The following is a 21,853-nucleotide window of genomic DNA, read 5'->3' as shown; positions in this document are numbered from 1 at the left end:
CTGACTGTCGTCCCGCTCCCTTGTATGACCCCGAGGGCCCAGTGTCGAGCTCTCGGAAGGTCACTTTCCCCGCACGAGACTCCGCGAGCCGAGGTGGCTTCATGTCCTCCAGCGCACCGTCAATACCCGACACGTCCACGATCCAGCAGACCTATCCCGATGGCCGCGTCGCCCTCGCCGAGGGGGTCGTCCTGGACGACGCCCGGTTCGCCAACGACGACTTGGCGCCGGTGCCCGTCGAGAGACGCACCTGGGGTGTTTACAACTATGTGAGTCTATGGGTGGGAATGGCTCATAACATCCCGTCCTGGACCCTGGCCTCCGGTCTGGTCGCGCTCGGCATGGACTGGAAGCAGGCGGTCCTCACCATCGCGCTGGCCAACCTCATCGTGCTGGTGCCGATGCTGCTCACGGGGCATGCGGGGACGAAGTACGGGATTCCGTTCCCGGTGCTCGCGCGGGCGTCGTTCGGGATGCGGGGTGCGAATCTGCCGGCGCTGATTCGGGCGGCGGTGGCGTGTGCCTGGTTCGGTATCCAGACCTGGATCGGCGGCGAGGGGATCTTCCTGCTGGCCGGGAAGCTCTTCGGCAGCGGTTGGCAGACCGCCGGTCAGGTCGCTGGGCAGCCGTGGACACTGTGGCTGTCGTTCGGTCTGTTCTGGGCGCTGGAGATCGCGGTGATCGCGCGGGGCATGGAGACCCTGCGGCGGTTCGAGAACTGGGCCGCGCCGTTCGTGATCGTGGGCGCGCTGGCGTTGCTGGTGTGGATCGCGGTGAAGGCGGGTGGGTTCGGTCCGCTGCTGTCGCAGCCGTCGGCGCTGGGGTGGGGAAGCGGTTTCTGGAAGGTGTTCTTCCCGGCTCTGATGGGCATGATCGGGTTCTGGTCCACGCTGTCGCTCAATATTCCGGACTTCACCCGTTTCGGCGGCAGCCAGCGCGCCCAGATGCGTGGTCAGGCCCTGGGTCTGCCGACCACCATGACGCTGTTCGCGCTGCTCTCAGTGCTGGTCACCTCGGGCTCGCAGGCGGTCTACGGCGTCCCGATCTGGGACCCGATCGCGCTCGCCGCGAAGATGGACAGCGTCGCGGGGACGCTCTTCGCCCTGCTCGTGGTTTTGGTCGCCACCCTGTCGGTGAACATAGCGGCCAACGTCGTCAGCCCGGCGTACGACCTCGCCAACCTGGTCCCGCGCTTCATCAACTTCCGTACCGGCGCGCTGATCACGGGCGTGGTCGGGATCGCCATCATGCCGTGGCGACTGATCGCCAACCCGCACGTCTACATCTTCACCTGGCTGGGCGTCGTCGGCGGCCTGCTCGGCACCGTCGCGGGCATCCTGATCGCCGACTACTGGATCGTCCGCCGCACCCAACTCGCCCTGGACGAGCTGTACAGCCCTGCCGGCCGCTACTGGTACACGGGTGGCTGGAACCTGCGCGCCGTCCTTGCCCTCCTCGTCGGCGGCGTCCTCGCCATCGGCGGCTCCTACTCCACTGTCGACGCCAACGGCACCGCACAGGGCCCCTTCCCCACCGACGGCCTCATCCCCGTCCTCAAACCCCTCGCCGATTACGGCTGGGCCGTCGGCCTCGCCTCCTCCCTCCTCCTCTACACCCTCCTCAACCTTGGCGAACGCACCAGGCGCTGAGAGCCCGAAACCCAGCAGCTGCCCCCGCCCCGCGGCGCACCGCCGCGAGGCGGGGGCGTGCGCGCCATCCGCAGGGTGAGGACCCGGGGTGATCTCCTGCGGCAGGGGAGAACCGGCCTTGCTGCTGTGACACCGGGGTAGGAAGCCTGTACCCGGCGTACAGCCCGACTCGTCTGCCGCCACCTGCGGATTTGCCTCTGAAAGGGCCTCTGATCTGCGTCGGAGGCCCTTTCAGATCTTTCGGGGGCTTGCCGCGTCAGGCAGCGAAAAGTCCCTCGGAAGTCCCTCAGGCAGGGCTGAACGTCCCTGAAAAGTCCCAGGAGCGTCGGGGCGGGCGGCGCCTCTGAGCGGGTTCGGATCGATGGGGCATGACGCTGTCACGGTAGTTGGCGTCATAGACGTCCCTGACCAGTTCCTTGAGGTCGGTGTCCCGTAGCTGACGGGCGGAGGGCGATGCCTGCCGCTGTTTGTGGGCTCAGCGGCCGAGGTCGATGAGCTGCCCGGAGGATCTGCAGGCGCTGCCGGAGGCGATCCGGCCTTGGCTCGGTGTCGCTCGATCCGGGCGCGTACTTCCGGACTCCGGTAGAGGAAGTCCGTACTCACCCCGGCCTGGCGGGCCACTGCGGTGAAGCTGATGGGCTTGCCCGCCTTGGCCAGTTCAGCAAGCGGGACACGGTCTTTCCGGCGATGGTGATGGCGCCTGCGAGCGAAGTCATGCCAGCGGCAGCGCCGTGAAACGGCAGTCGAGGTCCTGGCTGCCGCGCGTCGTCACCCGGAAAGCCACGACGACCTTCTCCAGGTCGTACGCGGACAGGATCGGCCAGACCTTGTCACGCGAGGGGGATATGTTCAGCAGTCCGGACGTTTCCCCGATGGTGGCGTAAAGACCTTCCATGCCTGTGCTGGTCTTTTGTCCTCCAGTTCAATCTGAGCAGTTCATGCTGAGCGTCTACGTGAATAAGGACGTCGGCCTGACATTTGTTTTGTCTACGATGAGCAGGGCCGACGGGCATGGCACGCCCCATTTTCATCACCCCGTGAAGTGTCGATGTCGAGCACTCGGCATGTCAAGAAGATTCCTTTCCTTAGTTCATTTCGAGTGACCCTTGAGTGGCGACTGGTAGGGTCGCTGACCAGGATTTCATAGAATGAATGTATCGGCATCGACTGCTTGGAGTGCTTGATGTCCGAAGGTATTGGGGCAGAAGAGCTGTACTCGGCCATCGAGGAATCGGCTCGACTGGTCGATGCGCCATTTTCGCGTGACAAGGTCTGGCCGATCCTATCCGCGTACGAGGGTGGATTCTCGGCGAACGGCGGTGTCATCTTCAGTCTCCAGGCCAGCGAGCGGGTAGCGGAGATGGAGTATTCCATCCAGGTTTCTCCGGGGATCGATGACCCTTATGCCCACGCACTGGCGAGTGGAATTCTCGCGGAGACGGATCATCCGGCCGGCACCCTGCTCTCGGAGATCGTGGCACTGGCCCCCACCAGTGAGCACTACGTTGACTGCGGGATCGTCGGCGGTTTCAAGAAGATCTACGCGAACTTCCCTCATGACCCGCAGAAGGTGTCGAAGCTGGCCGACCTGCCGTCCATGCCGCGCGCGGTGGGCGAGAACGCCGAATTCTTCGCCCGCTACGGTCTGGATGACGTGGCGTTGATCGGCGTCGACTACAAAAACAAAACAATGAACCTGTACTTCCAGGCCCCTGCCGTCACTGCCGGAAACCTCGACCCGAAGACCGTGCTGGCCATGCTACGCGAAACCGGGATGAGCGAACCGAGCGAGGAGATGCTGGCGTACGCGGGCAAGGCGTACCGGATCTATACCACGCTCAGCTGGGACGCGAAGGAGATTCACCGGATCTCTTTCGCGCCGCAGCCGCGTCGCAGTATCGACCTGGCGGAACTTCCCGCCCGGCTGGAACCGAGGATCGAGCAGTTCATGCGGGCCACGCCGCACAAATACGCCGGTGCTCTCATCAATGCCTCGGCCGCCAAGTGGTCACACGAGCATGAAGTCCTGGACCTCGCGGCGTACTACCAGGTTTCCGCTGTGCATATGAAGGCAATCAAAGCGCAGGAAGGCCCCACCTCGTGACGACATCCGGTCGCGCCCAGCAGATACCCTTCGACTTCGACAACGGCAACTTCATCCGGGACTTGATCACTACTCATGGTGGCGGGGGCTATCCTCCGGCGGATGCCATGGCGCCGGGGGATGTGGCCTCGTATACCTGGCTGACCCATCTGCTGCAGACGTCGTGGTTCGACGCGCTGGCCCCCTACCACCCGACCGCCATCGGCGTGTACTGCCGTATCCCGCGCCGCCCCGCCAGCGAGTCCGCCACCAACCGGAACAAGAACATCGCCGGCCTGTACGCCCTGTACCAGGTGGCCAAGGCCGTGTTCGAGGAGCGGGAACCCGTCCTGCGGCAGGCGATGGGCGCGCTCGGCCTGGACCCTGACGACGAGTCCGAGGACCTGACCACCGCGGTCGGTATCGGCAACACGGCCGGCATGTCCGTCGTCGCGGCCCGCGCGCACGACGGCATGAACCACCTCGGTGACAAGGCCCGCATCTACAACGGCCTGCCCTATGAGGACTACACCGGCTACCGGCCGGTGAACACCGCCGACGAGCTGGCCGACCCCTCACACTGGCAGCCCGCGACCGAGCCGCACCGCCGCCGCATCGACGGCGGTCCGGGCGACAAGGGCGTCTTCACCGCCCAGCGATTCGCCACCCCACAACTCGGGCTGGTCACCCCCCAGACCTACAAGGACCCCAGCGAGTTCGCACTGGCCGCACCCGACCACCTCGACCACACCAACCCCAGCGCCTACCAGCACGCGGTGGACGAGGTCCTCAAGGCGTCGGCCGAACTCACCGACGAGCAGAAGGTCAAGGCGGAGTTCTTCGAACACACGCCCCTGTCGGTCACCCTGTCGCCGCGCGCCGCGGCCATGGCACACGACCTGGACCTGGACGGCTGGGTCCAGCTGTTCATGGTGACCTCGGTAGCGCGGTTCGACAGCCTGATCGCCGCCTGGCACCACAAGCGCGAGTACGACTCCGTACGGCCCTTCAGCGCCGTCCGGCACGTATACGGCAGCGACCCGGTGACAGCCTGGGGCGGGGTAGGCAAGGGCACCGTCGACGACATCCCCGCCGACGAGTGGACCGGCTACCTGCCCGTGGGTAACCACCCCGAATACCCCTCCGGCTTCACCACCCTGTGCGCCGCCCAAGCACAAGCGGCCCGGAGCTTCCTCGGCGATGACGCCCTGAACTGGACCCACGCCTTCCCGGCCGGCTCGACACAGAAGGAGCCGGGGACCGTCCCGGCCACCGACCTCGAGCTGACCTGGGCCACCTGGACCGACTTCGAGAAGGACTGTGCCGACAGCCGGGTATGGGCGGGCGCGCACTTCAAGAAGACCGTGGAGACCTCCCTCACCTTCGGTGCCCAGTTCGGCGACCTGGCCCACGAGTTCGTACAGCGACACGTCAACGGCAACGTCAAGGACTGACCAGCCTCTCCCACCACGGCGGCGGGCACCGGCACCGCAGCCCGCTGCCGCGCTCAACCTCATCCCGCTCTTCCCGCGAGCCCGGAGAGCGCACGGAACGGCCATCGATCCCTCTTCCATCCTCTTTAAAAATGAGACAAGGAAAATCATCATGACGACTTCCGGACGCTCTCCTGTCTCTGGCTTCTCCCCGCGACGCAGATCGCTGCTGGTCGGCGGTGCCTCGGCCATGGCGCTGTCCACGCTGGCCTTCTCCCGCACGGCCGGTGCCGTCACGAGCGATGAGCCGCTCAAGATCGATTTCGACCTGGACAAGGACAACTACATCAAGTGGGCTCAGCCCAGCGACGCGCAGGCCGGTCTGGAGGGCAGGCTGGCGTTCATCGGGCCGATGGACGTGACGGTCTTCCTGTGGACGAGCCGCGCGGCGATGCTGGCGGTGTTCGACGCGCTGGCGCCGTACCACGAGACCGCGGTCGGTGTGTTCTCCCGGATCCCGCGCCGCCCCTCCAGCGAGTCCGCCACCAACCGGAACATGAACATCGCCGTCGTCTACGCCCAGCTCGGCATCTGGAAGCGTATGCTGCCGCATGACACGGAGGGCGTGCGGCAGCTGATGGTCGCGCTCGGTCTGAACCCGGACGACGAGTCGGAGGATCTGACCAGCCCGGTCGGCATCGGCAACGTGGCCGCCAAGACCGCCTGGGAGGCCCTGAAGAATGACGGTATGAACGTCCTCGGCTACGAGGGCGGCCGCAAGTACAACCCCAGGCCGTGGGCGGATTACACCGGCTACGAGCCCGTGAACACGCCCTTCGAGCTGGTCAACCCCTCGCGCTGGCAGCCGCAGCTGATCCCGCACAACGGCCGCCGCCTCGGCGCTCCCGGCCACGGCGACATGGGCATCTTCGTCGCCCAGCACTTCATCACCCCGCAGGCCGGTCGGACCAAGGCGCTCATCTTCAAGGACCCGGCCCAGTTCCACCTGGCCCCGCCCACGCACAGCGACCACACCAACGCCCGCGCCTACAAGCGTTCGGCGGACGAGATCATCGAGGCGTCGGCCAATCTCAACGACGAGCGCAAGGCTCTCGCGGAGATCATGGAGAACAAGCTGTGGGGCATCGGCTACTCGTCCATCGTCATCGCCCGGATGTACGACCAGAACGACGAGATGGGCGTGCACGGCTGGGCCCAGTGGATGCTTCAGCACCTCCTGGCGACGTTCGACCCGCTGATCGCCGCCTGGTATCAGAAGGCCAAGTACGACGCCTGCCGCCCGGTCAGCGCGGTCCGGCACGTGTACGGCAGGAGCAAGATCACCGCCTGGGGCGGCCCCGGCATGGGGACGGTCGACGACATCCGCGCCTCCGAGTGGCGCAGCTACCTGACGGTGGGTGACCACCCGGAGTACCCGTCGGGTTCCACGACGCTGTGCTCGGCCACCTCGCAGACCGCGCGGCGCTTCTTCGGCTCCGACGACCTGGACTGGACGATCCACTACCCGGCGGGTTCGACGCTGGTGGAGCCGGGGCAGACCCCCGGCAAGGACCTGTCGATCACCTTCGCCACGTGGACCGAGTTCACCCGGACCTGTGCCAACAGCCGGGTGTGGGGCGGCGTCCACTTCCAGAAGACCGTCGACCGGTCGATCGAGTTCGGTGAGCAGTTCGGCGACCTGGCCCACGAGTTCGTACAGCGGCAAGTCAAGGGCAACGTCAAGAACTGACCCCCTTCCACCGCGGCGGTGGGCCCACCTGCCCGCCGCCGCGCTCGGCTTCCGCCGACGAGGCCAGAAGGCCACGGCGCAGCCATCGATATCCCGTTCCTCATGAAGGGCCCCTCCGCAGCCTCGCCTCTGGAGGCCCTTCCCTGTCAAGAATAAGGAAGACGATCATGACGACGTCCGGACACATTTCTGTCTCAGGCTCCTCGTTGGGCCGCAGATCGCTGCTGCTCGGCGGCACCTCGGCCGCCCTGACCATGCTGGCCTTCTCCCGCACGGCCGGTGCCGTCACGAACGATGAGCCGCTCAAGATCGACCTCGACCTGGACAAAGACAACTACGTCAAGTGGGCCCAGCCCGACGACGACCAGGCCGGTCAGTCGCCCAGCCTGGCGTTCATCGGGCCGATGGACGCGACCGTCTTCCTGTGGACGAACCGCGCGGCGATGCTGGCGGCGTTCGACGCGCTGGCGCCGTACCACCCGACCGCGGTCGGCGTGTACTCCCGGATCCCCCGCCGCCCCTCCAGCGAGTCCGCCACGAACCGGAACATGAACATCGCCGTCATCTACGCCCAGCTCGGCATCTGGAAGCGTCTGCTGCCGCGTAACGTGGGCGGCCTGCGGCAGGTGATGGTCGCGCTCGGCCTGAACCCGGACGACGAGTCGGAGAACCTGACCAGCCCGATCGGCATCGGCAACGTGGCGGCCAAGACCGCCTGGGAGGCCCTGTCGAATGACGGTATGAACGTCCTCGGCTACGAGGGCGGCCGCAAGTACAACCCCAGGCCCTGGGCGGACTACACCGGCTACCAGCCCGTCAACACGCCCTACAAGCTGGTCAACCCCTCGCGCTGGCAGCCGCAGCTGGGCCCCCACAACGGCCGTCGGGTCGGCGGCGGCCCGGGTGACATGGGCATCTACGTCTCCCAGCACTTCGTGACCCCGCAGATCCGGCTGACCAAGCCCCACATCTTCACCGACCCCTCCCGGTACCAGCTCGCCGCGCCCACGCACAGCGACCACACCCGGCCGCAGGAGTACAAGCGTTCGGTGGACGAGATCCTGGAGGCGTCTGCGTCGCTCACCGACGAGCGCAAGGCGCTCGCCGAGGTCATGGACAACAAGCTGTGGGGCATCGGCTACTCGTCCATCATCGTCGCCCGGAACCACGACCAGAACGACGAGATGGGCGTGCACGGCTGGGCTCAGTGGACGCTCCAGACCATCCTGGCGACCTTCGACACGACGATCGCCGCCTGGCACCAGAAGCACCGGTTCGACGCCGTGCGGCCGATCAGCGCGGTCCGGCACGTGTACGGCCGCAGCAAACTGACGGCCTGGGGTGGTCCCGGCATGGGCACGGTCAACGACATGCCCGCTAACGAGTGGGTCGGCTACCTGCCGACGGGCGACCACCCGGAGTACCCGTCGGGCTCCACGACGCTGTGTGCCGCCGGGTCACAGGCGGCGCGCCGCTACTTCGGCTCCGACAACCTGGACTGGACGTTCAACTTCCCGGCCGGCAAGGCGCTGGTGGAGCCGGGGATCGCCCCCGCCAAGGACGTCAAGGTGCACTTCTCCACCTGGACCGAGTTCGACAAGGCGTGTGCCAGGAGCCGGGTGGATGGCGGCGTCCACTTCAAGAAGACGGTTGAGAGGTCCCTGGTCTTCGGTGAGCAGTTCGGCGACCTGGCCTACGAGTTCGTACAGCGGCACGTCAAGGGCAACGTCAAGAACTGACGGCCCTGCCGCAGCAGAAAGGGGCCCCCACCGTTCGGCGAATTCGAGGGGTCGTTGCAACACGTGGTCGGTTGTTCAGGCCGCGAGCAGTTTAGACAGGCGCTCGGCTGGGGTTTCCCAGCCGAGCGTTTTGCGTGGGCGGCTGTTGAGTTCGGCGGCGACGGCGTCGAGGTGCTCGCGGCTGTGGGTGGCGAGGTTGGTGCCCTTGGGGAAGTACTGGCGGAGCAGGCCGTTGGTGTTTTCGTTCGAGCCGCGCTGCCAGGGACTGCCGGGGTCGCAGAAGCAGACCGGGATGTCGGTGGCGATGCTGAAGGCGTGGTGGGCGGCCATCTCGGAGCCCTGGTCCCAGGTGAGGGACCGCACCAAGTGCGGCGGCAGGGTTTTCACGGTGTCGGTCAGGGCGTCGCGGAGGCTTGCCGCGCTGTGGTCGCCGGGCAGGTGGACCAGCATCAGGTATCGGGTGCTGCGTTCGACGAGGGTGCCGATCGCCGATCCGCTGTTCTTGCCAATCAACGACCACGTACATCAGCGCACAAGCACGGACTGCCGTTCCCGCAGAACACCGTAAGACGGCTACGGCGAGGCTGATAGGCGGCACCGGTAGGCGGGAGGAACGCGCCTACGGACAAGGGGCGTGGCGCTTGCTGCAGGCGGTCGATGGATGCTCCTAGAATCGAACGTGTGAACGATCACTCGCCGTCCCGACTCGAGGCTGGTCCGAAACGCTTTCGCCCTCACCGGTGACTGACCGGCGAGACCGTCGTCGCAGGCCTTTGCGGGTTGTTGTCGCCAAAGCCCTGCCAGATTGTCAGAGAGATGTAGATTGCAGCGTTTCACCACGTTTTGTGTTCTTTTGTCAGGTTCCATTACCTGCGCGACAGCGGCGTTTGTGTGTCGTCGCTCTATCGCCCCCGGGGCGTTTTCTGACGTAGCGGGGAATTGCTTCAGGAGAGGATCGGCGTGTTGTGACCAATGACGTTCACAGATCTCAAAGTTGGGGCCAGCGGGGCCTCTGGCGTGTCACTGGTCGTCGGGCGGCGCAAGTGTCGGCTTCAGCGGCATCGCCGGCCGGGCCCGGGCGGGGTTGGTGGCGTATGGGCGTCACCGTAGCGGTGTGTGCCGTGCTCACCGGTGCGGGGGTGCCGGCGGCCGTCGCTGACTCTCCGACGGCAGGTCATCGCAGCGGCAGTCGGGCAGCCGCGCCAGTCAGTCAGACCTTCACCTTCACCGGCGCTCCGCAGACCCTGACGGTTCCTGCGGGGATGTTCGTGACGATCACCGCGGACGGGGCCGGCGGTGCCGACAACACCGGCACCCCCTGTTCCGTCACGGGGACCGGTGGGACGGGGGCGCGGGTCGTCACTACGCTCCCGCAAACCGCCGCACCGACGGCCTTCACCATCAACGTCGGCGGCACCGGCGGCAAAGGCTGCAACGGCACCGGGACGCCGGGTGCCGGCGGGTTCAACGGCGGCGCCCCAGGGGGGAGTTTTCCGCTCACTGGTTTTCATTTTGAAGGTCCGGGTGGGGGCGGGGCCTCCAGCATCAGCACGGGCGGCTCCTTGCTGGTGGTCGCCGGGGGCGGCGGTGCCGCTGGCGGCACCGGAGCGGGCTCTACGGGAGGGAACGGAGGCAACGGCGGGACAACGCCGGATGCCACCGGCGGTACCGCGGGAAGTGCCACCGGCCCTGGGGCTTCGCCGGGGCAGGGTGGGGGCGGTGGCAGCACCAGCACCAGCACCGGCGGTGCCGGCGGGGCCGGCGGGGCCGTTCCGTTCTGTGCGGTCACGAAGGGTGGGCCGGGGAGCGGGTTTTCAGGTGCCACGGTCGGTACCGGTGGCACCGGGGGCAGCTTCGACGGCGGCTGCGCCGCCACTGTCATCGCTAATGGTGGGGGCGGTGGTGGTGGGTACTTCGCCGGCGGGGGCGGCGGCAGCGGCGCCGTCAACAGCAGCGGCACCTCGGCGGGTGGGGGCGGTGGTGGTGGGGGCAGCAGCTTCGCCACCACGTCGAGCACCGGTACACACTATGCGCCGTCCGCGATCGGGACGGCGAACAACAACGGCCAGGTGACCATCTCCTACGGCCCCCCTGGCCCGAGCTTGACCATCGGCAAGAGCCACAGTGGCAGTTTGGTGCGGGGCCAGTCCGGCTCCTACACGCTCGCGGTCGGCAACAATGGGACCGGCGCGACCGACGGCACCGTCGTCACCGTGACCGACACTCTCCCGGCTGGGCTTACCGCGACGTCGTTGAGCGGTACCGGGTGGACGTGCACGCTGGCCACGCTGACCTGTACCCGCAGTGACGTCCTCGCGTCCGGTGGCAGCTATCCGGCGCTCACCCTCACGGTCAACGTCGCCTGTACGGCCTCCGGTCAGGTCACCAACACCGCCTCGGCCACTGGCGGCGGGGACACCGCCACTCACACCGCGACCGATCCCACGACCATCACCGGCACCTGCCCGCCCACGCTGGCGATCAGCAAGAGTCACAGCGGCAGCTTTGCGCGGGGCCAGTCCGGCTCCTACACGCTCACGGTCGGCAACAACGGGACCGGCGCGACCGACGGCACCGTCGTCACCGTGACCGACACTCTCCCGGCTGGGCTTACCGCGACGTCGTTGAGCGGTACCGGGTGGACGTGCACGCTGGCCACGCTGACCTGTACCCGCAGTGACGTCCTCGCGTCCGGTGGCAGCTATCCGGCGCTCACCCTCACGGTCAACGTCGCCTGTACGGCCTCCGGTCAGGTCACCAACACCGCCTCGGCCACTGGCGGCGGGGACACCGCCACTCACACCGCGACCGATCCCACGACCATCACCGGCGCCTGCCCGCCCACGCTGGCGATCAGCAAGAGTCACAGCGGCAGCTTTGCGCGGGGCCAGTCCGGCTCCTACACGCTCACGGTCGGCAACAACGGGACCGGCGCGACCGACGGCACCGTCGTCACCGTGACCGACACTCTCCCGGCTGGGCTTACCGCGACGTCGTTGAGCGGTACCGGGTGGACGTGCACGCTGGCCACGCTGACCTGTACCCGCAGTGACGTCCTCGCGTCCGGTGGCAGCTATCCGGCGCTCACCCTCACGGTCAACGTCGCCTGTACGGCCTCCGGTCAGGTCACCAACACCGCCTCGGCCACTGGCGGCGGGGACACCGCCACTCGCACCGCGACCGATCCCACGACCATCACCGGCACCTGCCCGCCCACGCTGGCGATCAGCAAGAGTCACAGCGGCGCGTTCGGGCAGGGCAAGAGGGGCACCTACAGCATCACGGTCACCAACAGTGGTACCGGCCCGACCGACGGCACCACCGTCACTCTGACCGAAACCTTGCCCAAGGGACTCACCCCCGTCTCGCTCAGCGGCACTGGATGGGCCTGTAGCCGATCCACCCTCACCTGTACCCGCAGCGACGTCCTCCCCTCAGGGAGCAGCTACCCACCCATCACCCTCAAGGTGGACGTCTCCTGCAAGGCCCCCAGCACCGTCACCAACACCGCCACCGTCACCGGAGGCGGCGACACCACCACCCACACCGCCACCGACCCCACCAAGATCAAGCGTCACCAGCACGACAAGCACTGCGATCACCACGACCACTGGTAGGGCGACTCCCCTTGATGAGATCCGGCTAGAGCTACGGATCAGAAGCTGCCCGTGCCCCATCCGCGCAACAACACGGCCCCCTGACCGTCTCGTCCGGTCAGGGGCCATTCACCGGCGCGGTGGGTGTGGGATTTGAACCCAGGGTGGCTCGCGCACGACCGTTTTCAAGACCTGTCTGTCGTTGGCGGGCCGGATCTGGCGTCCGGCTGATCCGGCAGGTTACGACTTCACGAGCGAAGCCGCAGGTCCGGGGCCTATTGCGTGACATCAATAACTGACATCAACAGAGGCGTACAACCACGCACGGCGGCGGGCCCGTAAGCGGCGGACGGACCAACAGATCCCAGCAGGCGAACGGTCCGTGATGGTGCTGCACGCGCCTACGGATCAGAAGGCCGTAGAGCACCACACTGACAGCGAACCTGTGCCAGCACCCACACGACAAGGCATCCTTCACCGCCGCTCGTTGTCCTGTTCCTTGTCCAGTTCGCTCACGCCCGCCTTAGTGCGCCGACGTACGCCAGCCCTCTCTGATCTGCCGAATGGCCGTCCATGAATGCTCACGAACGGCCACTCGCACAGTTGGAAAGCGTGTTGGGGGCAACCCCTCACGAGTTCGAATCTCGTATCCTCCGCCATTGCTCTCACCGGGCAATACGTTGAAGGCCCCGACCGGGAAAGGCGAATTCGAGGGCCCCTTTCTCACGCACGGCCGGGAAGCGTCACACGTCGCTCGGCCCGGTGTCCGTCGGGCGCCCGACGGCGTCGGGATGCTCCAGCACAGCCAGGGCCCGTTCGATCATCTCCACCAGGTCGGTGTCCTCGCTGTGGTCTCCCCACAGCACCTGGTGGAAGGCGCCCGTCACGGCGCCGACCAGGACGCGGAGCTCGAGGTTGGCCGCGGGCACGCCTGCCCGTTCGGCGAACACCTCGCTCACGGACTCGACCCACCTGTCCTGTTCCTCGCCCACCAGGGCCCGTATCGCGGGCACCTGGCGCACGAGCTCCCGCCGCCACCGGTACTCCTCGCTGAAGTCCTCGGCCAGCCTACGCACCATCTCGGTCACCACCGCCTGCAGGGCGGCCAGCGGCGGCTCGTCCGCCGGGCGGTCGCGGAGGAAGGACATGGTGAACTTGGCGTAGTCGTCCGTCAGGACGATGTGCTCCTTGCTGGGGAAGTAGCGGAAGACCGTGCTCGGCGAGACCTCGGCCGCCGCGGCGATCTGCTCGATGGTGGTGTTGTCGTACCCTCGCTCATCGATCAGCCGACGGGCCGCCTCACGGATCGCCTGGCGGGTGCGCAGTTTCTTGCGTTCGCGCAGGCCGAGGCCGGCTTCGGCGACTGCGATCGCGGACACCGGTGTGCTGGTCGTTGCAAAGGGCATACGACTCATTGTCGCGCACCGTCCGCCATGTCGGACAGCGCCTCGGGCAGAGGCTGCTCTTCTGCCTGCTCCTCGGTCTTCTTGGTCTCCCGGCTGTCCGGCAGCTTGAAGGCGGCGAGGGCGGCCGCGACGACGCCGGCGATGCCGCAGATCAGCAGCACCGTGCTCATGCCGTGGACGAAGGCGGACTCGGCGGACTCGGCCAGCTGGGGCAGGTTGAGCCGCGCTGCGACCGTCTGCGCGGCCACCACGGACTCCTCGGCCACGTCGGCCGCCTGGGCGGGCACGCCGTCGGTGTCGATCCGGTCGGTGAACACGGCGCTGAGCACACTGCCCAGCAGGGCGATGCCGATGGCGCCGCCGACCTGGCGCAGGGTGGTGTTCAGGCCGCTGCCGGTGCCCTCCTTGCCCTTGGGCAGTGCCGCGAGGGCGGTGTCCAGGGCCGGCACCATCACGAGGCTCACGCCCAGGCCCGTGAGGACCATCCACAGCACGGTGAAGCCGTAGCCGGTGTCGGTGTCCGTGGTGCTGCCGAGGAACATCGCCAGGGACATGATGGCCAGGCCCGCGACCACCAGCGGCCGGGTGCCGAGCTTGATGGTCAGTGGCGGCACGATCTTGGCGACGACGATCATGCCGGCCATGAGCGGCATCAGGCGCACGCCGGTACCGAAGGCGTCGTGGCCCTGGATGACCTGGAGGTACTGCGGCAGCACGAACATCAGGCCCATGAACACGAACATGCCGAGGATGAGGAAGACCGTGTTCCAGCGGAAGGTTGGGTTCCGCAACAGCTCCAGGTCCACCATCGGGCGGGGCCGGCGCTGCTCGCGCAGCACGAGGCCGACGAGCATCAGCACACCGCCGATCATCGAGGCGAGGATGACCGGGGCGCCCCATCCCTCGGAGGGCCCTTCGATGACGCCGTAGACGAGGGCGCCGAGACCGACGATGCCCAGCACGGTGCTGATGATGTCGACCCTGGGGGCCGACGGGTCATTGGTCTCGGGGATCAGCAGGATGCAGGCGATGATGCCGATGGCGACCAGCGGGATGTTGATGAGGAAGACCGAGCCCCACCAGAAGTGATCAAGCAGCCAGCCGCTGATCAGGGGTCCGAGCGGCAGGCCGATCGAGACACCTACGGTGATGATCGCGATCGCCTTGGTCTGCTCCTCGCCCTTGAAGAGGGTCGGGATGATGGACAGCGTGAGCGGCATGATCAGCGCGGCGCCGAGGCCCATGATCGTACGGGCCCCGATGAGCGCGCCCGGGGTGTCCACGAGCGTTCCGATGATGGCACCGCCGAGGAAGATCACGAGCCCGGTGACCAGCAGTTTGCGCCGTCCGAAGCGGTCGCCGAGGAAGCCCGCGGGGAGCATCGCGGCAGCGTAGACGACGGCGTACGAGTCGATGATCCACTGCAGCTCACCCGCGGAGGCGCCGGTGTCGGCGGCCAGAGTGGGGAGGGCGACGTTCAGGATCGTCGTGTCGAATCCGATGACGAGGACGCTGATCGTCAGACCAATCAGCGCCAACCAGCGATTTTTGGAAGCCATAGCTAAACGATAGCGGCTGTCGCTTGATAGTGGGTGGCTTTTGGTGAGCCGACCCACACTTGAGACCGTGTTTGACGTGGTCATGACATCATTCCCGCTCCTGCGTGGGTCCGCCGGGCAACCCTGCCCGCCGTGTCGCCATGTAGTGGTGCAGTGCGGCGGCGTACCTTCAGGCCGCCCGGCAGGATGCCCTCGCGTGCCAGGCGCAGCATCTCGTCACCACTGCGGAAGCGGTACTTCAGCTTCCTTCACGGCGGCCTGTCGGCCTCGATGTCACTCGCCACGTCAATCATCAACTGTTGCTTTCAGCCCAGGAGTTCGATTCCTGTACAGGTATCCCGACTGCCTCTAGGCTCCCAGTGAATGACCCCCGCCACCTGTCAGTTCTGGTCTCTGGTCCTGGAGGAACGATGCTGAGTAGACGATCCCTTCTTCGCGGTGGTGGCAGCGTGGCGCTCGCGGTTGCCACTGTCGGGTCATCAGTGGGGTCGGTATATGGAAGTGAAGGTAAGTGGGGGCAGCTGCGCAGGCATCTGAAGGGAGATGTGGTGCTGCCCTCCGACCAGGCTTACGCCTATTCCAAGCAAGGCGTTCTGGTGGAGCTCGACACCGTAAAACCGCAGGGAATCGTCTACTGCGAGACTCCCCGGGACGTGAGTACGGCCATCGAGTTCGCCCGTGACAACGACATCGCGGTACACACCCGCAGTGGCGGCCACAGCCTGGCCGGCTGGTCCACCGGCCAGGGCATGGTCCTCGACGTCTCCCGGCTGAACCGTGTCTCGGTCGGCCACCACACGGTGCGGCTCGGCCCCGGGGTGCAGAGCATCGACGCGCTGGCCGCGCTCAAGCCCTACAACAGGCAGATAGTCACGGGCACATGCGCCACCGTGCGCCAGGGCGGCTATATCTCGGGCGGGGGCTTCGGCTTTCAAGTACGGAAGTTCGGGGTCGCGAGTGACCGCCTCGTTTCGGCTCGGATGGTCCTCTCGGACGGTCGGATCGTGCGCGCCTCCGAGAGGATGCACTCCGACCTCTTCTGGGCCATACGCGGTGGTGGCGGCGGCAACTTCGGCGTGGTCATCGACTTCGAGGTACGTCCGATATCGGCCCCTCGCATGGTGTACTTCGACACCTTGTGGCCGTGGGACAAGGCTCAGGAGGTCATCACGGCCTGGCAGGAGTGGTGCTACAGCGGCTCAAACAACCTGGGTTCGACCCTGAACGTGCTCCTGCGCGACGGCGCCCCGGGCAATGTGCCGATTATCAAGATCAACGGCGGCTACCACGGGCCGCAGTCGGAGATTGAGCAGGCCCTGAACGAACTGGCCGCCGAGGCGGGTGCCACGCCCAGTCTCCGTACGGTCCAGGAGCTTCCGTACGACGAGGCGATGAAGGCCGTCTACGGCTGCGAGCAGCTCACGGTGCAGGAGTGCCACCGCGCCGGCTCGAACTCGGACGCCAAGATCCGGCGCACTCCCTTCCTCAGGGAGCGGACCCGGCTGCTCGACCGTCCCACGGGCAGCTCCGGGGTGGCCGACCTGCTCGCCGCCTTCGAAGCCAACCGCAGGCCAGGCCACATCACGTACCTGTACTTCACGGCACTCGGCGGAGTCGCTAACGAGGTCCCCCGCGCACAGACCGCGTATGTGCACCGCGGCGCGGAGTTCTTCGTGGCCTGCGCGACCCTGTTGTCCGACGGGCAGCCACCCGCGGAGGAGGCCGAGGCCGCCATGGTGTGGCCCACCCACGCCTTCAATATCATCGACCCGCTCTCAAGCGGCGAGTCGTACCTCAACTTCCCCAACCCGGACCTGGGGGACTGGCGGCAGGCGTACTACGCCGAGAACTACTCCCGGCTGGTTTCGGTCAAGCGGCGGTACGACGCGCCGAACTTCTTCCGGCACCCGCAGAGCATCGGCAGCTGAGCCCGGCTCGGGACGGCTTCGGTCCGGCGCGGGGCAGCGCCGGACCGAAGCCATCCGCAGAGCCGGCGGAGTCGCCGTGTTCCGTTCTCAGCACTCGATGACGTTGAGGGCGAGTCCGCCCCGTGCCGTCTCCTTGTATGTGACCTTCATGTCCGCGCCGGTCTCCTTCATGGTCTTGATGACCTTGTCGAGGGAGACCTTGTGGCTGCCGTCGCCGCGTATCGCCATCTTGGCCGCGGTGACGGCCTTCATCGCGGCCATGCCGTTGCGCTCGATGCACGGGATATGTACCAGGCCGCCCGTGCCGCACCGCCGCCGATGACGCCGCCGCTCGCGAGACCGAGCACGATCACCGCCGCCCAGGCCTACGTGCGCGTGCCGAAGCGGCGACCGGTCACGTCGCCTCCCGCGGATGGGGGTGCCCGGCCCGTTCAGATGCTGCCGCCCGACCATGTGAGCGTACGACCGGGCCGGAACGGCCGCCCGCCTGCGTACACAGGGTGAGGCCAAGCCCTGTTTTCTGTCACGGACGGTGGGGGACGGTGTCGGGGCACCGAGTCCGTCACCAGGAAGAGGAAATGCGAACGATGAAGCTGTGCATGGGGAGTCTGTCCGGGGCCGTGCTGCGGGGCGCCGCTGTCGCAGGAATGACCGCGGCGCTCGCGGCACCCGCGACGGCCGCCACCGCCGTGACACCCATGGCGACGCCGCCCGGCCTGTCCTGCGACACGGGAAAGCACGAGATCGACGACTACACGGGATACGCGCTGTGCCGGAACAACGGCTCCACGGCGCAGACGTTCTGGGTGCACCTGGTCTGCGGCTGGTCGCCGGACGTGGACGGTGAACACGTCACCCTCAACCCGGGCCAGTCCGGCCAGTCCACCGCACACTGCGCGGGCATCGGTACCGGGATCGGCGAGATCGACGTCCGGCCCTAGGGCAGCCCGCCGGAGCCGGCGTGTGTGAGCGCGGTGGTGGTGTCGACAGCCCTCGGCCGGTCGGGTCCGTCACCGCGCGGCTGTCCGTTCCAGCAGGGCTGCGAGCGCCGTCGCCAGCCGCTCCCGCAGCCCGTCCGCGTCGCCGTCCACCCACCGGTGGCGGCGGTCAGCGCACCGAGGAGCGCGTCCAGCCGGGCGCGGGCCTCCGGTCGGCCGACGGTGCGGCAGCGCTGGGTGACGAACCGCTCGTGGCGCCCCTCCCGGGCCGCACGGCGGGCGTTGCGCGAGAGGTGCGCGCTGTGCCGCTCGGCCACGGCCCGCGCCATGGCCACTTCCGGTTCACCCGGCAGCAGCAGCTTGATGTGGTGTTCGAAGTGACAGACGGGGGACAGCGCGGCAGCCTCGTCCGCCGTCTGCAGTATGTCCGCGTTCCGCGGGGAGGCCTCGATCTTCACCCGTATGACGGGGAAGCCCGCCGCCCGCAGTTCGGCCGAACGGAGCAGGGCGGCGGCCCGCCGCTCGGTGAGGGCGCCGCGCCCGGTCTCGGTCAGCATGGGCTGGTCGGGCATGGGACCGCGGTCCAGGACGATGCGGGTGAGCTTCAGCCCGGTCCGGCCCGCCCGGTGTTCCAGGCGTGCACTCGCATCCATGGCGCCTGCCTCGGTGCCGAGGCGCACCGTCAGGTGCGTCTCGAACTCTCCCGCGAACTCTGCTTCCACAGGCCCCACCCCAGCCGTTCGGTTCTGTCCACTCCTGCCGGAGAAACCAGCAAGGGGTACTGACACTCCCCGTTGAACGGTTGAGTGGACCGGCCGCTACTCGTTACCCTCCAGTAAGTTCGCTTGGGCGGACAGATTCGGAAGGCGCGGGCACGCGCCGAAATCCGGGAGGCGTACAGCCCATGTCCTCAGCAGAGTTCACGGATTCGACCGGACTGGCGGACAGCGCACGCGAGCTGGCCGACGGCCGGACCACCTCGACCCAGCAGGTGGCCGCCGCCCTCGAACGCATCGAAGCGAGCCGGAGCACCCTCAACGCCTTCCGGCACCTGCGTGCCACCGAAGCGCTCGCCGAGGCCGCCGAAGCCGACCGGCGCCTCGCCGCGGGGGAACGGCTGCCCCTGCTCGGGGTGCCGGTCGCCGTCAAGGACGACACCGATGTCGCCGGAATGCCCACCTACTTCGGCTGCCGCGGCGACCTGCCCGCGGCCACGGCCGACAGCGAGGCCGTCCGCCGGCTCCGCGCCGCAGGGGCCGTGATCGTCGGGAAGACCAACTCCTGCGAGCTCGGACAGTGGCCCTTCACCGAAGGGCCCGCCTTCGGTGCCACTCGTAACCCCTGGAACACCGAGCACACCCCCGGCGGCTCGTCCGGCGGTTCCGCCGCGGCCGTGGCCGCCGGGCTGGTGCCCGCCGCCCTCGGTTCGGACGGCGCCGGGTCCGTCCGTATCCCCGCCGCCTGGACCCATCTCGTCGGCATCAAACCGCAGCGCGGCCGGATCTCGGTCCACCCGCACCACGACGCCTTCCAGGGCCTCACCGTCAACGGACCGCTGGCTCGCACCGTCGCCGACGCCGCCCTGCTGCTCGACGCGGCCGCCGGACCTCACCCCGACGACCTGCACCGGCCCCCACCCGTCGCGGCCTCCGCCGCCGCGGGCCGCGACCCGGGCCGGCTGCGGATCGCCCTCGCGTGGCAGCCCCCGCTCACCCTCACCCGTACCGCCCCACACCCCGACGTACGACGGGCTGTCACCGCACTCGCCGAGGCGCTCGCCCGGCTCGGCCATCAGGTCGAGGAGGCCAGGCCCCGTTACGGGCTGATCGGCCTCGGCTTCGTCCCCCGTGCCACGGCCGGGATCGCCGAACTTGCCGCGCTCCACCCCGAACCCGCCCTCCTCGACCCGCGCACCCGCAACGCCCTGCGCACCGGCACCCGGCTCGGGGGACGGGTGGTGCGGGCGGCCCGGGCCCGGGAGGTGCGGCAGCAGCGCAGGATCGGTGCGCTCTTCCACGCGCACCGGGTGGGAGCCCGGTTCGACGTACTGCTCACCCCGACGACCGCCGCGCCCCCACCCCGGATCGGCACATTCGACGGTCTGAGCGCCTGGCGCACCGATGTGGCGATCACCGAGGCGTGTCCGTACGCCTGGCCGTGGAATGTGCTGGGCTGGCCGGGCATCAATGTGCCGGCCGGTTTCACCGCCGACGGACTTCCCGTCGGCGCCCAGCTGCTCGGCCCCTCCCGCAGCGAGGAGCTGCTGATCTCCCTCGCCGCCCAGCTGGAGGCCGATCAGCGCTGGTACGAGCACCGGCCGCCGGCCTTTGCGGGCGCCTGACGCGCCGCCGGTCAGAGCGGGCGGCGGGCGCCGACCACCCCCACCCCCGCCCGCAGCAGCACGCCCTCCGCCGTCTCGTACGGCAGCAGGGTCTCCGTCATGGAGGCCCGGGTGGTGTCGGAGACGGTGAGACCCGGCGTACGGGAGACGAAGAAGTCCACCGCGTCTGCCGCGTCCCGTCCCCAGCAGGTCGTGGCCGTCAGGCACCTTGACGGTGTCCGGGGTCCTCGGGTTGCTCGCCGCGGGCGATTTTCTCGGCCAGAGTGTGGGCGCCGGTTGCATGCAGGAGCACGGCGTGCGCGGTGACGCAGAAAGGGCACCGGCGAGCGACACTCCCGCCGCCACCACCTCCTTTCCGGTGCGCGACGCCTGCCCGGCCGGGGCACGGGGCTGGACCGTATCGACGAGCTGGCCGAGCGGGCCCGTACCGCGGGCATCGCACTGTCCGTCACCGTCACCGGCATCGAACGCACCCTGCCGTCGGACGTCGACCGGGCCGTGCTGCTCGCCGGGCTACTGATGCTGCCCCACTGGAACCGGCTACCCGTACGCCACCGGACCGCGCACCCTCATTCCGTACGCCTTGAGAAGGGGATCACCATGACTGTGAACCGAGCCGACACCCCTGTCGCCGGCGGCGGAATCGTCGGCCTCGCCCAGGCCCCGACACCGGGACGGTTCACATGGAGCATCCCCGCTTCGAACCGGTCTATCGCCTCGAACGCCCGTGACATGCCCTCCCCTTCATCCGGACCCACCGGCAGCAGTGCCGGACCAGGTCAGTCCGGCGCAGGAGAAGGGCTGTCACCATGCGCGATTGGCGAATGCCTCCGACAGCCGCGACCTGTCGGGGTCCGGAGCGGTGGGGAGGACCCCTACGGCACGCGCGCGGTCCACTCCTCGGTCCCGAACTTCGTCGCCACGAGCTCCTCTGCCTGCGCCATCTCCTCGTCCGTCACCTTCCCCCGGGTGAGGCCGTGCCGGGTCCGGAAGAAGTCGATCATCCGCTCGATGACGGCTTCGCGCGCCAGACCGGTCTGCCGCCGCAGCGGGTCGACGCGCTTCTTGGCGCTCCTGGTGCCCTTGTCGGAGAGTTTCTCCTTGCCGATCCGGAGCACGTCGAGCATCTTGTCGGCGTCGATGTCGTACGACATGGTCACGTGGTGCAGCACGGCGCCCTCCCCGCCGACGATTCGCTTCTGCGCCGCGCCCGCGATCTTCCCGGCGTCCGTGGCGATGTCGTTGAGCGGCTGGTACCAGGCCTTGATGCCCATGTCGCCGAGTGCCTCGAGCACCCAGTCGTCCAGATAGGCGTAACTGTCGGCGAAGGAGAGGCCGGAGACCAGGGAATCGGGAACGGAGAGCGAGTACGTGATGGTGTTGCCCGGTTCCACGAAGGTCGGACGGGGAAGACACTACGACGCTTCGCCA

At 68.0% G+C, this 21,853-nt stretch carries 14 protein-coding genes and 3 pseudogenes; 9 read left to right on the top strand and 8 right to left on the bottom strand.

All coding sequences use genetic code 11. The features are described 5' to 3' along the window. The first annotated feature begins 101 nt into the window (after positions 1 to 101). Entirely contained in the window at positions 102 to 1,649 is a 1,548-nt protein-coding gene (locus tag OH809_RS08005) for an NCS1 family nucleobase:cation symporter-1 (protein ID WP_406423071.1), read from the top strand. A gap of 712 nt (positions 1,650 to 2,361) precedes the next feature. Here the strand turns inward: OH809_RS08005 and OH809_RS08000 are convergent. Beyond that, complete coding sequence (locus OH809_RS08000) at positions 2,362 to 2,544, bottom strand: aromatic prenyltransferase (protein ID WP_406514969.1); 183 nt, start codon at positions 2,542 to 2,544, stop codon at positions 2,362 to 2,364. A gap of 288 nt (positions 2,545 to 2,832) precedes the next feature. On the opposite strand from OH809_RS08000, the gene OH809_RS07995 reads away from it, so the two are divergent. The 4 genes from OH809_RS07995 to OH809_RS07980 all read left to right on the top strand — a co-directional run bounded on the left by OH809_RS07995 (position 2,833) and on the right by OH809_RS07980 (position 8,654). Next, on the top strand, positions 2,833 to 3,753 hold the full coding sequence (locus OH809_RS07995) for an aromatic prenyltransferase (RefSeq protein WP_406423073.1): 921 nt from the start codon (positions 2,833 to 2,835) through the stop codon (positions 3,751 to 3,753). After that, entirely contained in the window at positions 3,750 to 5,186 is a 1,437-nt protein-coding gene (locus tag OH809_RS07990) for a vanadium-dependent haloperoxidase (protein ID WP_406514968.1), read from the top strand. The genes OH809_RS07995 and OH809_RS07990 overlap by 4 nt, the downstream gene beginning before the upstream one ends. A gap of 151 nt (positions 5,187 to 5,337) precedes the next feature. Further along, positions 5,338 to 6,915 carry a DUF6851 domain-containing protein gene (locus OH809_RS07985; RefSeq protein WP_406423075.1) on the top strand — a complete coding sequence of 526 codons (1,578 nt, stop codon included), beginning with the start codon at positions 5,338 to 5,340 and terminating at the stop codon, positions 6,913 to 6,915. 167 nt (positions 6,916 to 7,082) lie between these two features. Then, the gene (locus OH809_RS07980; protein WP_406423076.1) at positions 7,083 to 8,654 is read left to right on the top strand and encodes a DUF6851 domain-containing protein; all 1,572 of its coding nucleotides are present in this window, start codon (positions 7,083 to 7,085) and stop codon (positions 8,652 to 8,654) included. A 75-nt stretch (positions 8,655 to 8,729) separates the two neighbouring features. Here OH809_RS07980 and OH809_RS07975 read toward each other — a convergent pair. Further along, positions 8,730 to 9,155: pseudogene (locus OH809_RS07975) on the bottom strand (IS30 family transposase); the annotation flags it as partial. Between the two features lie 767 nt (positions 9,156 to 9,922). Here OH809_RS07975 and OH809_RS07970 point away from each other — a divergent pair. Then, entirely contained in the window at positions 9,923 to 12,271 is a 2,349-nt protein-coding gene (locus OH809_RS07970) for a hypothetical protein (protein WP_406514967.1), read from the top strand. Positions 12,272 to 12,993: 722 nt separating this feature from the next. On the opposite strand, the gene OH809_RS07965 is transcribed toward OH809_RS07970, so the two are convergent. Continuing rightward, the gene (locus tag OH809_RS07965) at positions 12,994 to 13,656 is read right to left on the bottom strand and encodes a TetR/AcrR family transcriptional regulator (protein ID WP_406514966.1); all 663 of its coding nucleotides are present in this window, start codon (positions 13,654 to 13,656) and stop codon (positions 12,994 to 12,996) included. A gap of 5 nt (positions 13,657 to 13,661) precedes the next feature. Next, positions 13,662 to 15,215 (bottom strand): MFS transporter, encoded by a 1,554-nt coding sequence (locus OH809_RS07960; protein WP_406425300.1) that lies wholly within the window; start codon positions 15,213 to 15,215, stop codon positions 13,662 to 13,664. Positions 15,216 to 15,763: 548 nt separating this feature from the next. On the opposite strand from OH809_RS07960, the gene OH809_RS07955 reads away from it, so the two are divergent. After that, positions 15,764 to 17,143, top strand: coding sequence for an FAD-dependent oxidoreductase (locus tag OH809_RS07955; protein ID WP_406514965.1), 1,380 nt, complete (start codon positions 15,764 to 15,766; stop codon positions 17,141 to 17,143). An 87-nt stretch (positions 17,144 to 17,230) separates the two neighbouring features. Here OH809_RS07955 and OH809_RS07950 read toward each other — a convergent pair. Continuing rightward, positions 17,231 to 17,443: pseudogene (locus OH809_RS07950) on the bottom strand (L-serine ammonia-lyase, iron-sulfur-dependent, subunit alpha); the annotation flags it as partial. A 287-nt stretch (positions 17,444 to 17,730) separates the two neighbouring features. Between OH809_RS07950 and OH809_RS07945 the strand changes: the two are divergent. Then, positions 17,731 to 18,084, top strand: coding sequence for a hypothetical protein (locus tag OH809_RS07945; protein WP_406425302.1), 354 nt, complete (start codon positions 17,731 to 17,733; stop codon positions 18,082 to 18,084). On the opposite strand, the gene OH809_RS07940 is transcribed toward OH809_RS07945, so the two are convergent. Further along, positions 18,081 to 18,803, bottom strand: coding sequence for a hypothetical protein (locus OH809_RS07940; protein ID WP_406514964.1), 723 nt, complete (start codon positions 18,801 to 18,803; stop codon positions 18,081 to 18,083). The two genes, OH809_RS07945 and OH809_RS07940, sit on opposite strands and share 4 nt — an antisense overlap. A 182-nt stretch (positions 18,804 to 18,985) precedes the next feature. On the opposite strand from OH809_RS07940, the gene OH809_RS07935 reads away from it, so the two are divergent. Further along, on the top strand, positions 18,986 to 20,422 hold the full coding sequence (locus OH809_RS07935; RefSeq protein ID WP_406514963.1) for an amidase: 1,437 nt from the start codon (positions 18,986 to 18,988) through the stop codon (positions 20,420 to 20,422). Between the two features lie 11 nt (positions 20,423 to 20,433). On the opposite strand, the gene OH809_RS07930 is transcribed toward OH809_RS07935, so the two are convergent. After that, positions 20,434 to 20,583 (bottom strand): hypothetical protein, encoded by a 150-nt coding sequence (locus tag OH809_RS07930; protein ID WP_406514962.1) that lies wholly within the window; start codon positions 20,581 to 20,583, stop codon positions 20,434 to 20,436. Between the two features lie 714 nt (positions 20,584 to 21,297). Next, positions 21,298 to 21,819, bottom strand: a pseudogene (locus tag OH809_RS07925) (biotin/lipoate A/B protein ligase family protein); the annotation flags it as partial. Positions 21,820 to 21,853 lie beyond the last annotated feature (34 nt).

The sequence above is a fragment of the Streptomyces sp. NBC_00873 genome (assembly GCF_045207415.1).
In the GTDB taxonomy this organism is placed as follows: Bacteria; Actinomycetota; Actinomycetes; order Streptomycetales; family Streptomycetaceae; genus Streptomyces.
Note: the sequence above shows the minus strand (reverse complement) of the source record. Positions and strands in the feature narration are given on the sequence as shown.

Excerpts from the sequence above, each read along its gene's own strand:
- OH809_RS08005 (WP_406423071.1), top strand. The coding sequence starts at position 102 with ATGTCCTCCAGCGCACCGTCAATACCCGACACGTCCACGATCCAGCAG.
- OH809_RS08000 (WP_406514969.1), bottom strand. The coding sequence starts at position 2,544 with ATGGAAGGTCTTTACGCCACCATCGGGGAAACGTCCGGACTGCTGAAC.
- OH809_RS07995 (WP_406423073.1), top strand. The coding sequence starts at position 2,833 with ATGTCCGAAGGTATTGGGGCAGAAGAGCTGTACTCGGCCATCGAGGAA.
- OH809_RS07985 (WP_406423075.1), top strand. The coding sequence starts at position 5,338 with ATGACGACTTCCGGACGCTCTCCTGTCTCTGGCTTCTCCCCGCGACGC.
- OH809_RS07980 (WP_406423076.1), top strand. The coding sequence starts at position 7,083 with ATGACGACGTCCGGACACATTTCTGTCTCAGGCTCCTCGTTGGGCCGC.
- OH809_RS07965 (WP_406514966.1), bottom strand. The coding sequence starts at position 13,656 with ATGCCCTTTGCAACGACCAGCACACCGGTGTCCGCGATCGCAGTCGCC.
- OH809_RS07960 (WP_406425300.1), bottom strand. The coding sequence starts at position 15,215 with ATGGCTTCCAAAAATCGCTGGTTGGCGCTGATTGGTCTGACGATCAGC.
- OH809_RS07945 (WP_406425302.1), top strand. The coding sequence starts at position 17,731 with ATGAAGCTGTGCATGGGGAGTCTGTCCGGGGCCGTGCTGCGGGGCGCC.
- OH809_RS07935 (WP_406514963.1), top strand. The coding sequence starts at position 18,986 with ATGTCCTCAGCAGAGTTCACGGATTCGACCGGACTGGCGGACAGCGCA.